Origin of the sequence: Mycolicibacterium neoaurum ATCC 25795 (assembly GCF_000691525.1) — a bacterium.
In the GTDB taxonomy this organism is placed as follows: domain Bacteria; phylum Actinomycetota; class Actinomycetes; order Mycobacteriales; family Mycobacteriaceae; genus Mycobacterium; species Mycobacterium neoaurum.
On record NZ_JMDW01000027.1, the window covers coordinates 1 to 12,153 of the forward strand.

At 65.1% G+C, this 12,153-nt stretch carries 12 protein-coding genes and 1 pseudogene; 8 read left to right on the forward strand and 5 right to left on the reverse strand.

Translation table 11 applies throughout. From position 1 onward, the window contains the following. A pseudogene (locus IC40_RS26695) lies at positions 1-677 on the reverse strand (HNH endonuclease); the annotation flags it as partial. A gap of 238 nt (positions 678-915) precedes the next feature. On the opposite strand from IC40_RS26695, the gene IC40_RS0125525 reads away from it, so the two are divergent. The 6 genes from IC40_RS0125525 to IC40_RS0125555 all read left to right on the forward strand — a co-directional run bounded on the left by IC40_RS0125525 (position 916) and on the right by IC40_RS0125555 (position 6,567). Next, on the forward strand, positions 916-1,980 hold the full coding sequence (locus tag IC40_RS0125525) for an ATP-dependent DNA ligase (RefSeq protein WP_036470847.1): 1,065 nt from the start codon (positions 916-918) through the stop codon (positions 1,978-1,980). 2 nt (positions 1,981-1,982) lie between these two features. Beyond that, positions 1,983-2,693 (forward strand): polysaccharide deacetylase family protein, encoded by a 711-nt coding sequence (locus IC40_RS0125530; protein ID WP_030137495.1) that lies wholly within the window; start codon positions 1,983-1,985, stop codon positions 2,691-2,693. 73 nt (positions 2,694-2,766) lie between these two features. Next, positions 2,767-3,408 carry an MBL fold metallo-hydrolase gene (locus tag IC40_RS0125535; RefSeq protein ID WP_030137496.1) on the forward strand — a complete coding sequence of 214 codons (642 nt, stop codon included), beginning with the start codon at positions 2,767-2,769 and terminating at the stop codon, positions 3,406-3,408. Next, positions 3,366-4,271 carry a tRNA glutamyl-Q(34) synthetase GluQRS gene (gene gluQRS, locus IC40_RS0125540; RefSeq protein ID WP_110783262.1) on the forward strand — a complete coding sequence of 302 codons (906 nt, stop codon included), beginning with the start codon at positions 3,366-3,368 and terminating at the stop codon, positions 4,269-4,271. Before IC40_RS0125535 ends, gluQRS begins: the two co-directional genes overlap by 43 nt. 44 nt (positions 4,272-4,315) lie before the next feature. After that, complete coding sequence (locus IC40_RS27425; protein WP_110783305.1) at positions 4,316-5,815, forward strand: ABC transporter permease subunit; 1,500 nt, start codon at positions 4,316-4,318, stop codon at positions 5,813-5,815. Next, positions 5,812-6,567, forward strand: coding sequence for an amino acid ABC transporter ATP-binding protein (locus IC40_RS0125555; RefSeq protein WP_030137498.1), 756 nt, complete (start codon positions 5,812-5,814; stop codon positions 6,565-6,567). The genes IC40_RS27425 and IC40_RS0125555 overlap by 4 nt, the downstream gene beginning before the upstream one ends. Positions 6,568-6,633: 66 nt before the next feature. Here IC40_RS0125555 and IC40_RS0125560 read toward each other — a convergent pair whose 3' ends face one another. The 3 genes from IC40_RS0125560 to tgt all read right to left on the reverse strand — a co-directional run bounded on the left by IC40_RS0125560 (position 6,634) and on the right by tgt (position 10,621). After that, the gene (locus IC40_RS0125560; protein WP_030137499.1) at positions 6,634-7,962 is read right to left on the reverse strand and encodes an acetyl-CoA hydrolase/transferase family protein; all 1,329 of its coding nucleotides are present in this window, start codon (positions 7,960-7,962) and stop codon (positions 6,634-6,636) included. 100 nt (positions 7,963-8,062) lie between these two features. Next, a complete protein-coding gene (locus IC40_RS0125565) occupies positions 8,063-9,280 on the reverse strand; it encodes a saccharopine dehydrogenase family protein (protein WP_030137500.1) in 1,218 nt (405 codons plus the stop codon). 111 nt (positions 9,281-9,391) lie between these two features. After that, positions 9,392-10,621 carry a tRNA guanosine(34) transglycosylase Tgt gene (tgt, locus tag IC40_RS0125570; protein ID WP_030137501.1) on the reverse strand — a complete coding sequence of 410 codons (1,230 nt, stop codon included), beginning with the start codon at positions 10,619-10,621 and terminating at the stop codon, positions 9,392-9,394. 57 nt (positions 10,622-10,678) lie between these two features. On the opposite strand from tgt, the gene IC40_RS0125575 reads away from it, so the two are divergent. Next, positions 10,679-11,125 (forward strand): lipoprotein LpqH, encoded by a 447-nt coding sequence (locus IC40_RS0125575; protein ID WP_030137502.1) that lies wholly within the window; start codon positions 10,679-10,681, stop codon positions 11,123-11,125. A gap of 117 nt (positions 11,126-11,242) precedes the next feature. Then, a complete protein-coding gene (locus IC40_RS0125580; RefSeq protein WP_030137503.1) occupies positions 11,243-11,755 on the forward strand; it encodes a lipoprotein LpqH in 513 nt (170 codons plus the stop codon). 55 nt (positions 11,756-11,810) lie between these two features. Here IC40_RS0125580 and IC40_RS0125585 read toward each other — a convergent pair whose 3' ends face one another. Continuing rightward, positions 11,811-12,152 carry a DUF732 domain-containing protein gene (locus IC40_RS0125585; RefSeq protein ID WP_030137504.1) on the reverse strand — a complete coding sequence of 114 codons (342 nt, stop codon included), beginning with the start codon at positions 12,150-12,152 and terminating at the stop codon, positions 11,811-11,813. Position 12,153: the final 1 nt, after the last annotated feature.

Genomic DNA, 12,153 nt, shown 5'->3' on the forward strand with positions numbered 1-12,153 from the left:
GCCGCACACAGCTCTTCCCCAGTCCCTATGTCCAGATCGAGGGTGACCTCGAACCGGCCCTCGCCGTTCTGCACCACGGTCATCTCATTCAACGTGGTGTCCTCGGCGACCGGCACCACACGCTGCTCGACCGGTAGCGCCGCGGTCCGGTCGAGGGCGATCGCGCGGGCCTTCGCCGCCACCTCAGCCGGGGTGGTCTGCACCATCAGTTTGGTCACCACCGCCGCCCGATCGTCAACGGACAACGCCACCCGCGATTCGATATGCGTGACTCCTTTGCCGACGGCGTCGGCGAACTCGATACCGATCCCACCCAACCGCTGCGCGGTCGTCAGCGCCGGCAGCACAGGTGCCATCCGGCCCACCCGCACCGCCCGCGCCGCCGCACCCGGGGCCATCCCCACCAGGCGCAGCAGATCGGTGCCCGTGCGTAGATGCCGCCGCCCCGGCACACCCACCCGCTCAGCGGCGGCCACCGCCGAGGCGATCAAGACATCCAACAGATTCCGCGCCGCCACCGCCGCGGCCAGTACCGCCAGCAAGACCTCGTCATCGACCACCGGGCGCGGACAATCCACCAACCGCCCCAGACTCGGCCCGACATCATCCTCCGGCGACACCGGAACAAGCTCGTCGATCAAAGCGTCAGCAAACGCGTCGAGATAGGTGGCGTCCATGCCGATACCCAGGCTTCCACGAAGATTCTGATGGGGCAGGCAAGTTCATCTAAGGCTTTGACTATTGGCTCAGACCGGCCCATTGCAGGACCGTCGAACCCCTCGGCGACAACAGTCGCGGTGCAGGCCCCCAACTCAAACGGACCCTGGATACTTTGCATTCGAACTTGTGTTCGATACTACGCCGAATGCGGCTGCCGCGCAACTGCTATCCGCACAGGCGCTATCGTCGACAACGATGAGACTTCCCGTCATGCCACCCGTCTCGCCGATGCTGGCCAAACCCGTCCGCGAGATACCGCACGGTGCATCGTATGAACCGAAATGGGACGGCTTCCGGTCCATCCTGTTCCGTGACGGCGATGAGGTGGAGCTGGGCAGCCGCAACGAACGGCCACTCACACGCTACTTTCCCGAACTCGTCGCCGCGGCCCGCGCAGAGTTGCCGCCACGGTGCGTTCTCGACGGCGAGATCGTCATCGCCGGCGACGACGGGCTCGATTTCGAAGCACTGCAGTTGCGGCTGCATCCCGCGGCGTCGCGAGTGATCAAGCTGGCGACCGAGACCCCGGCCGCGTTCATCGCCTTCGACATGCTCGCACTCGGTGACGACGACCTGACCGGGCAGCCCTTCAGCGGGCGACGATCGGCATTGACCGCGGCGTTGACCGGCTGCGGACCCACCTTCCACCTCACCCCGGCGACCACCGACGAAGACACCGCGGCCCGCTGGTTCACCGACTTCGAGGGCGCCGGTCTGGACGGGTTGATCGCAAAACCACTCGACGGCATCTACCAACCGGACAAGCGAGTCATGTTCAAGGTCAAGCACGCTCGCACGGCGGACTGCGTGGTGGCCGGATACCGACTGCACAAATCCGACGACAACGCCATCGGCTCACTGATGCTCGGGCTCTACGACGCTGGTGGCTCGCTGGCATCCGTCGGTGTGATCGGGGCGTTCACGATGGCGCGCCGCCGTGAGTTGTTCGACGAACTGCAGCCACTGGTCACCACATTCGACGAACACCCATGGAACTGGGCGGCACATATCCCGGTCGAGCCGACCGTTCGCCGTACGGCGAACTCGCGCTGGAACCCGGACAAGAGCTTGTCATTCACCCCGTTGCGACCCGAGCGGGTGGTCGAGGCCAAATACGACCATATGGAGGGAAGACGATTTCGGCACACCGCCCAATTCGGCCGCTGGCGGCCGGACCGGGATCCGCGGTCGTGCACGTTCCAGCAACTCGAGGCTCCAACAAGCTTCCGCCTCGCGGACATCGTGCCAGGATTGGGTTGACAATGCGCAAAATCACCTGGGCCATAGCGGTTTTGGTGACGACATTGACGGTGTCACTCGGCACGTACACTTTGATGAACGCCAGGACATTCCAACTCGCGGGACATCTTGTCAGCAGGGTCGACACCGATGCCAGAGTGATCGCGTTGACCTTCGATGATGGCCCCACCGATCACACACCCGAGGTGCTGGAGCTACTTTCGTCCAGGAATGTGCCGGCGACGTTCTACCTGAACGGGGCGGAGTCGCATCGTCATCGCGAACATGTCACGGCGATAGCGAATGCCGGGCACGAGATCGGTAACCACTCCTATTCACATCGCCGGATGGTGTTGTTATCCGAGAAGACGGTGTCCGACGAGATCGAACGTACCGACGAGGCGATCCTGCAGGCCGGGTACGACGGTCCGTTGACCTTTCGGCCACCATACGGAAAGAAGCTCTGGACGCTGCCCCGTTATCTGGCCGAACGCGACCGGGTCACGGTGATGTGGGACGTGGCGCCCGACTCGGCGGGCAACCCGGACAGGGATGCCATCGTCGAGCAGACGGTGCGATCGGTGCGGCCGGGATCCATCGTCCTGCTGCACGTCTTGGTCGACAGCCGATCCGAGTCCAGGGCCGCGTTACCGCTGATCATCGATCGGCTGATCGATTCCGGCTACCGGTTTGTGACGGTGTCTCGGCTTCTGGCCATGGGCGGCGGCAGATAGCGCATTGACCTCAACCATAGTTCAGGTTGCAGGCTGGTGCCATCGTCACGACGAATCACCAGGAGGATCCATCATGCGCCAGATCCGCAGCGACCTCTGGGAAACCAGGGTCGACAACCCTTTTCCCGGACTAACCACCCACGCCTATCTGTGGACCGGAGCGACGACCGGAAATGTGCTTTTCTACAGCACCGCGACCGACGCCGACTTCGACGAGATGGCCGCGCTCGGCGGCGTTGCCCACCAATACCTGTCCCACCGAGACGAGGCCGGCCCACAGCTGGCCCTGATCAAGTCACGCTTCGGCGCCGTCCTGCACGCCCCGGCCGTCGAACAGACCGATATCGGCGCGCACACCACCATCGACATCGCACTAGCCGATCGCCATGTCGATGACAACGGGATCGAGGTGATCCCGACTCCCGGCCACACCCCCGGCAGCATCTGCTATCTGGTGCCAGGGGCCAACGGCCAGAGCTATCTGTTCACGGGCGACACCATCTTCCTCGGCGCGGATGGTGCCTGGGCGGCCGGATACTTTCCCGGTTTCAGCGACGCGAAGGCCCTACAGAACAGCCTGCGACTGCTCGCCCACGAGCAGCCCGATCTGGTGATCTCGAGTGCGTTTGCGGCCGACTCGGCCGTGCAGGTGCCGGGCCGGCGTTGGGCGGCATGTGTGGAACAGGCGTGGACAGGCGTTACATTGCTGGCGTGACACGCCCACCCGGCGCGGGCCGGTTCGCGCCGAGCCCGTCGGCTGACCTGCACATCGGCAACCTGCGGACTGCGGTGCTGGCGTGGCTGTTCGCCCGCAGCACCGAGCGTAGGTTCCTGATCAGGGTCGAAGATCTCGATGATCGGACGTTCGCCGAGGTGGCCACCCGCCAGCTTGCCGACTTGGCGGCCATCGGCATCACCGCTGATGAACCGGTCGAGTTCCAGACCGCGCACGCCGACCGCTACGACGCCGTGATCGATGATCTGCGCCACCGCGGGTTGGTCTACGAATGCTATTGCAGCAGAAAAGATATTCTCGCTGCGCCACGCGCCCCGCACGCACCGGAGGGTGCCTACCCCGGAACTTGTCGCGATCGCCTGGGCCCGCCAGATCACGATCGCCCGCCCGCGCTGCGCCTACGCAGCGACAACGCCCCGTTCACCGTCACCGACCTGTTGCACGGCGAGTTCACCGGAGTGGTGGATGATTTCGTCTTACGTCGCGGGGACGGCGTGACCGCCTACAACCTCGCGGTCGTCGTGGACGATGCCGCCGGCGGCATCGATCAGGTGGTTCGTGGGGACGATTTGCTGTCCTCGTCACCTCGGCAGGCGTATCTGGCGGACCTGCTCGGCTACCCACCGCTGAGCTACGCCCATGTTCCGCTGGTGCTCAACACCGGGGGCAAACGGCTCGCCAAACGGGACGGTGCAGTGACCCTCGCCGAGATAGGCGTCGAGCATGCACTGGCCCTCATAGCCGATTCGCTGGGGTACCGCGGCCGCACTCTCCCCGAAATGCTCGCCGAGTTCGATCCCGCGGGGTTACCCCGCTCACCGTGGGTATACCGCCCGATGTGAGCGAAACCCTGTACCCGACGGGAGAGCGTTGCTACCGTCCGGCCGTGTTCGGAAACCTCCGGCGGGTCCTGCTCGCCCTCCTTCTCGGCGCACTCGTCATCGCCGGTATCGTCGGCTGCGGCTCCTCCGGTGACGCAGGCGAGAACCCCATCCAGGCGGCCGGGGTGCTGCGTGTCGGCACCGAGGGGGTGTACTCACCGTTCAGTTACCACGACCCCAAGACCGGTGAGCTCGTCGGCTACGACGTCGACGTCGCCAAGGCCGTCGGCGAAAAACTGGGTGTGAAGGTCGAATTCGTCGAGACGCCGTGGGACTCGATCTTCGCCGCGCTGGAAGCCAACCGCTTCGACATCGTCGCCAACCAGGTCACCATCAACCCCGAACGGCAGGCCAAATACGACCTGTCCCAACCCTATACCGTCGGCGAAGGCGTCATCGTCACCAGGGCGGACGACAATTCGATCACAACCCTTGACGACATCCGGGGTAAGACAGCGGCCGAGAATGCGACCAGCAACTGGTCGCAGATCGCGCGTGACGCCGGCGCCAATGTCGAGGCGGTCGAAGGCTTCACCCAGGCCATCACCCTGCTCAACCAGGGGCGCGTCGATGTCGTCGTCAACGACAGCATCGCCGTCTACGCCTACCTGGCCGAGACCGGCGACAAGAGCGTCAAGATCGCCGGCACCGTCGGCGAGAAGAGCGAGCAGGGCTTCGCAGCCCGCAAGAACAGCGGCCTGCTACCCGAACTCAACGGCGCACTCGACGAGCTCCGAGCCGACGGCACGCTCACCGAAATCTCCCAGAAGTACCTGAAGGCCGACGCAACCGGCAGTGCACAGGAAGCGCCCCAGTCCACCGATCAACCTGCGCCCCAGGCGCGTTCGGCATGGGATTTGATCCTCGACAACTTGTGGCCGCTGGCCAAGGCCGCGCTGACCATGACGATCCCGCTGACCATCATCAGCTTCGCGATCGGCCTGGTGATCGCGCTGGGTGTGGCGCTGGCGCGATTGTCGTCGAATGTGGTGTTGAGCAACATCGCCCGTTTCTACATCTCGATCATCCGCGGCACCCCGCTGCTGGTGCAGCTGTTCATAGTTTTCTACGCGCTGCCCGAATTCGGGGTGAAGATCGACCCGTTTCCTGCGGCGGTGATCGCCTTCAGCCTCAATGTCGGCGGCTATGCGGCCGAGATCATCCGCTCGGCGATCTTGAGCGTGCCGAAGGGACAGTGGGAGGCGGCCGAAACCATCGGCTACAACTACACGGGTGCGCTGCGGCGGATCATCCTGCCCCAGGCCGCCCGCGTTGCGGTGCCGCCGCTGTCGAACACCTTGATATCGCTGGTGAAGGACACCTCGCTGGCCTCGACGATCCTCGTGACAGAACTGTTGCGGCAGGCCCAGATCGTAGCGGCCCCGACGTTCGAGTTCTTCGCGCTGTACGGCACCGCGGCCATCTACTACTGGGTGATCTGCCTGGTGTTGTCCTTCGGCCAGGCCCGGCTGGAACACCGATTGGAAAGGCATGTGGCGCGATGACCGAATACACAATCGAGGCGACCGGCGTCGAGAAGGCGTTCGGTCACAACCAGGTGCTGCGTGGGGTGTCCTTCAAGGTGGCCACGGGTACCGCCACGGCGATCATCGGCCCCTCCGGTTCGGGCAAAACCACGCTGTTGCGGACACTGAATGCCCTGGACCGGGCCGACGCCGGGGTGATCCGCGTCGACGATGTCGAGATCGACTTCTCGACGCCCACACCCAAACCCGAGGTGCGGCGCTTCCAGTCGCGCAGCGGCTTCGTCTTCCAGGGCCACAATCTGTTCCCGCACAAGACGGTTCTGCAGAACGTGATCGAGGGACCGGTGATCGTGCAGAAGCGGCCGAAAGAGGAGGCTGTCGCCGAGGCCGTCGCCCTGTTGGAGCAGGTGGGTCTGGCGGCCAAGGCCGACCAGTATCCGTTCCAGCTCTCCGGTGGCCAGCAACAGCGCGTCGGGATCGCGCGGGCACTGGCGCTCAAACCGAAGGTCGTCCTGTTCGACGAACCCACCTCGGCACTTGACCCCGAGTTGGTGGGCGAGGTGCTCTCGGTGATCAAGGACCTCGCCGACCATGGCTGGACACTGGTCATCGTCACCCACGAGATCCAGTTCGCCAAACAGGTTTCCGATCAGGTGCTGTTCACCGACCAGGGCATCATCTTGGAACAGGGCCCGCCCGCAGCGGTGATCGGCGACCCGAAGGAGGAACGCACCCGCCAGTTCCTCAACCGGATCCTGAATCCGCTGTAGCCCACGCCGCCAAAGGGTTTCGTATCGCCCTTTGGTCAACTCACAGCCTGTTGGTCGAACAGGTACTCAGACGAATCTGACGACCGGCGAGCGACCGCCCGCCGCCCGTTCGGCAGCCCGCACCAGGTCATCACGGAAGTCGGGGTGCGCGATCGCGGCCAGCGCCTCACCACGCTCCCGCACCGTCAGGCCTTCCAACTCGGCGGTGCCGTACTCGGTGACGATGACGTCCACGTGATGGCGGGGCGTGGTGATCACCGCACCGGCTCCGAACCACTGCACGATCCGCGACTGCAAGCGACCGTCCTTCTCGTATGTGGCGGGCAGGCAGATCAGTGAGCGGTCCGAGAGTTCCAGCCCGGCACCGGCGACGAAGTCCTCGGCGCCGCCGATCCCGCTGAACTGGCTGCCGTTGATGGTGTCGGCGACCACCTGGCCCTGGATGTCGATGGCCAGCGCACCGTTGATGGTGACCATCCGGTTGTTCTCCGCGATCACCTCCGGCGAGTTCACGATCTCGACCGGCAGGAATGCCACATCGCGGTTGTCGTCGAGCCAGGCGTAGAGATCTGGCGACCCGAAGGCGAACGTCGTCACACTCACCCCGTCGTACTGCCCCTTGCGGGTGTTGGCGATCTTGCCGGCCCGGTGCAGTTTCATGCAGCCGTCGGTGAACATCTCGCTGTGCAGGCCGTACCCGTCGCCGTCACCCTCGGCGAGCAAGGTCGCGATCTGGTTGGGAATGCTGCCGATACCGGTCTGCAGCGTCACCCCGCTCGGCATGTAGGCGACGGCGTGTTGGGCGATCGCCCGGTCCACGTCGGTGGGTTCGGCATCGCCGCCGGGTAGGGCAAGCGGTTCAGCGTCCGAGGCGATCAGGATGTCGATCTCGTCGACGTGCAGCGCGTGCCGGATGTCCCCGAGACCGAAGGTCCGCGGGAACTTCGACGATGCCTCGACGATCAGTAACCTGGCGGGATCTGCTCCGGCGCGGCGTAATTCGTCCACGGTGCCACCGGCGTGCAATGACAGCGAGCACCAGCCCCCGGAATCCGGCGGTGCGCAGACGGTCGTCATCACGCGCGGCGACTGCCGTTGCATGAGCGGGCCGAAGCGCCGGAAGTCGGCAGGCGCGAAGTCCACAGCGGCCCCGCTGTCACGCAACGCGCGTTCCAACGGGCCGAAGAACCCGGACAGGTAGTGCACCCCGTCCCGGGAGAACAATTCGGTCAGCACCGCGAGTAGTGCACCGTAGACCCGTAGGTCGGTCCAGTCCTCGCGTTCACCCAACGCCTGCAGGAAGGTAGGCGGTTGGCCGGGCCCCAGCGGGATCCCGAGAGTGTCGGCGGACTTCAGCCGCGCGGCGGCCTGCTCGGCGGTGAGCTCTTCTGGCATTCCCCGACGCTACGTTTTCTTCCCGGCGAACGTGCGCGAACTCATCTGTCAACCCGGCGTGTTGGGGTGCAGACGCGCACGCTCGCCGGGAAACGGAAGGTTACAGCTCCTTCTGGCCCCAGGGGGAGCCGTAGGCGGTCAACAGCTCCAGGAACGGCACGGAGTCGAACGCCTCGGGACCGAGCACCCCGCTTCCACTCCAGACGCCGTTGGCCAGCAGCTCGAGTGCGACTACGGGATTGACGGCCGTCTGCCACACCACACATTGATGGCCGTACTCGGCCATCGACCATTCGTTGTCGACGACGTGGTACAGGTAGGTCGACCGCGGTTGGCCGTCCTTACCTATGCCCGTGACCCACAACCCTGCGCAGGTCTTGCCCTTCATCTTGGGTCCCAGATCGGCGGGGTTGGGCAGGCAGGCGGCGACGACATCGCGCGGAGACACCTCGACGGGGCCGTTCGTCGAACCGACGCGCACCTTCTCGGTGCGGTCCAGGCCGAGTTTGTGCAATGTCTTGAGGACGTCGATGAACTCTTCGCCGAGGCCGTATTTGAAGGTGGCGCGCTTGCAGTCCACCCAGCGCGGCATCAGCAGCACCTCCTCGTGCTCGACGTTGACGCATTCCACGGGTCCGATACCGTCCGGGAAGTCGAAAACCTCAGGCTCACTGAAGGGTTCGGTGACAAACCAGCCCTTGTCCGCCTCCCAGATGACCGGCGGGTTCAGACACTCCTCGATGGTGGTCCAGATCGAGAACGACGGCGCGAAGTCATAGCCGTCGACGGTCAGGTTGGATCCGTCGCGGGTACCCAGTTCGTCGATATCGGAGAACAGGTGGTCGGCGGCGTAGCGGGCGAAGACATCCGAAAGACCCGGCTCGACACCGATGCCGACGAGCGCCAGCCGGCCGGCGTCGCGCCACTGCTGCTCGGCCGCGAACTGCTCGTCGCCCAGCTTGACCCCGGTCAGCTCGTAGGGCTTGTCGGGATGGCGCACCGACAGGCTCATGGCCATGTCCAGGTAGTCCGCCCCGCCGGCATGCGCACCGTTGAAGATCGGCATGACGAACCGCGGGTCGACGGCGTTCATCACATGGGTGATGCCGTGCGCACGGACCAGCTCGGCGACCGCATCGGCCGAGGTCGCGTCGACCCGTGCCGCGCTGAAGCGCGGGTCACCGACCGAGCCGGCGGCCTGCTCGGCGCGCGCCAGGTCATAGTCGGCGACCACGATCTGCTCGAAGAAGTCCCGTCGTGCGGCGATGGCACAGAACGCCGAACCCACGCCCCCGGCGCCCACCAAGAGAATTCGCATTGCCTCACCCTACGGGGGTGATGCCGACGAAATAGTGGGTTTCTCGCGTAGTTTTACACCGATTTCATCGTCAGCATTCAATATGGCTACGGAAAGCGAAGCCGGGCACCCTCACTTCGAGCCGTAATAGCGGCCCAAAACCTCGGCGCGCAGTTCGTCGAACTCTCCGGCCAGGATTGCCGCCCTGATCTGGTCGACCAGGCGGATGGTGAACCGCTCGTTGTGGATCGTGCACAACGTGGACGCCAGCATCTCCTTGGCCTTGAACAGGTGGTGGATGTACGCGCGGGTGTAGTGCGCGCAGGTGTAGCAGTCACATTCGGCGTCGATCGGAGTGAAGTCGCGTTTGTACCGAGCTCCGGTGATGTTGTAACGCCCGTGCACCGAGTAGACCGCGGCATTACGCGCGACCCGGGAAGGCGATACGCAGTCGAAGGTGTCCGCGCCGGCGGCCACTGCCGCGAACAGGTCGTCGGGCTCGCTGATGCCCAGCAGATGCCTCGGCTTGTCGGCAGGCAACTCGCTGGTCACCCACTCGACGATGGTGGCCAGATTCTGCTTCTCCAACGCCCCGCCGATGCCGTATCCGTCGAAGCTCAGCCCCTCCGCCGGGCCGGTGCCCTCACCGATGCGGACCAGGTCACGGGTGGCCTGGCGCCGCAGATCCTCGTACTGCGCGCCCTGCACCACACCAAACAGCGCCTGGTAGGGCTTGTCGTGACGCACCTCGGTGAGTCGATGGTGCTCGGCCAGGCAGCGCTCGGCCCATCGGTGGGTGCGCCGCACCGATTGCTCCTGATAGCTGCGGGTGTTGACCAGGGTGGTCAACTCGTCGAAGGCGAAGATGATGTCGGCACCGAGCTGATGCTGGATACCGATGGAGACCTCGGGGGTGAAACGGTGCGTCGACCCGTCGAGATGGGAACGGAATGTCACACCGTCCTCGTCGACGTGCGCCAACCGCTCCTTCCCCTCGGCGATGATGTCGTCGGCCTGCACCCGAGTGGCGTCCATCGACAGCACCTTCTTGAACCCCACGCCAAGCGACAGCACCTGAAACCCACCGCTGTCGGTGAACGTCGGTCCCGGCCAGTTCATGAACGCGCCCAAGCCGCCGGCCTCATCGACAACATCCGGGCCCGGTTGCAGGTAGAGGTGGTAGGCGTTCGCCAGAACCGCCTGGGCACCAATCTCTTTCATCGTTTCGGGCAACACCGCCTTGACGGTTGCCTGGGTACCCACCGCGATGAAGGCCGGTGTCTGGATATCACCGTGCGGCGTGTGGATGGTGCCGACGCGTCCGGGACGCCCAGGCAGCTCGGCCTGCACTTCGAAGAACATCCGGACATTCAATCAAGCGGCTGTGTCCGGTCCCGCGCCGCCGCTAGATTCACTCCCATGAGGAAACCCTGGCTCGTCCTGGCCGTGGCATCCGCGCTGGCTGCCGCCTGCGCCTCCTGCTCCTCCGAGAGCCCGGCCGCCCCGGTACCCGAAGGCGGGCTGCCGGCGGGCACCGCTCACATCACGATCGACGGACGCGACGGGGGCACCACCCATCAGGTGCGGTGCGCATCGCAGGGATTCTCGACCGATATCCAGACCGGTGACCCCGACGCCGGGGTGAGCGCCCTGGTCTCCGGCGGCGACGAGCTATCGGCTCAGTCGGTGGCGATCCGCAACCTTGCCGGATTCACCGGCAACTACAACTCCGGGCTCGGCGAACCGGACGCCGAGGTCAGCATGATCGGCCCCACCTTCGTCATCACGGGTACCGCGACCGGTTTCCGCACCGACGCCGCCAGCTTCACCACGGACGGAAAGTTCACGCTCCGCGTCGCGTGCTGAGCCGGCCGAACCGCGGGGATTTTCTGGTAATCGGGTTTCATCGGCCGTTCCGCGCTCCATACTGCACGTGGATCATCGGGCGATCTTGATCGATCGCACAACTGAAGGAGATTCGTGGTGAAGCGTGGGTTCGTAGTGGCCGTCGGGGGCGCAGCGCTCGTCATCGCCGGTCTGTCCGGCTGTTCCTCGGACAACAAGTCATCATCTGAGTCGACCGCCTCGGAGACGAGTGCGGCGGCAAGCACATCGGCGGCGGCCACCACCGCCCCGCCGGAATCCTCGGCGGCGGCGGAATCCGGTGCCACCAAGGTCACCATCGACGGTCAGGACCAGGCCGTGCAGGGTTCAGTGGTGTGCGCTGCCAGCGGTGGGAACATGAACATCGCCATCGGGGAGGGTCTCACCGGCATCGCCGCGGTCGTCAGCGAGGACGGGACCAGCGTCAGCTCGGTCGGGTTGGGCAACGTCAACGGCGTCACCCTCGGATTCACGCAGGGTGCCGGCGGTGAGGCCACCGCAACCAAGGCCGACAAGACCTACACCATCAGTGGCACCGCCACCGGAATCGACATGGCCAACCCCATGAATCAGATCAGCAAGCCGTTCGAGATCACGGTCACCTGCCCCTGAGCGGGAACCGACACAGACGACGGTGGCGTCCCGAAATGGGGCGCCACCGTTCTTTTCACTGCCCGGTGTAACCGGCGGCGGATTGGCGCAACTGCCAGATCTGCGCGGGGCACAGTTCGTTGACGGCCTGGTTGATCAGGTACCCGGCCTGGTAGTAGTCGGTGGTGTGGAAATCGGCCTTGAGCTGGTTGACCAGTTCGGCATACGGCATCTTGGCGGCGACCCGGTCACAGATGGTGTTGCCGTAGCCGATGGCGGCCTCGGCATTGGGAAAGTTGTAGCCCGGCCGGACATGCACGTTGACCAGATAGGCCACCGTGTCCGCCGAGGCCGGCGCCGCCGACAGAACACCGAGACCCATCGCTGCGGCCGCAGCAGTCGCCAGAATCGCCTTCATG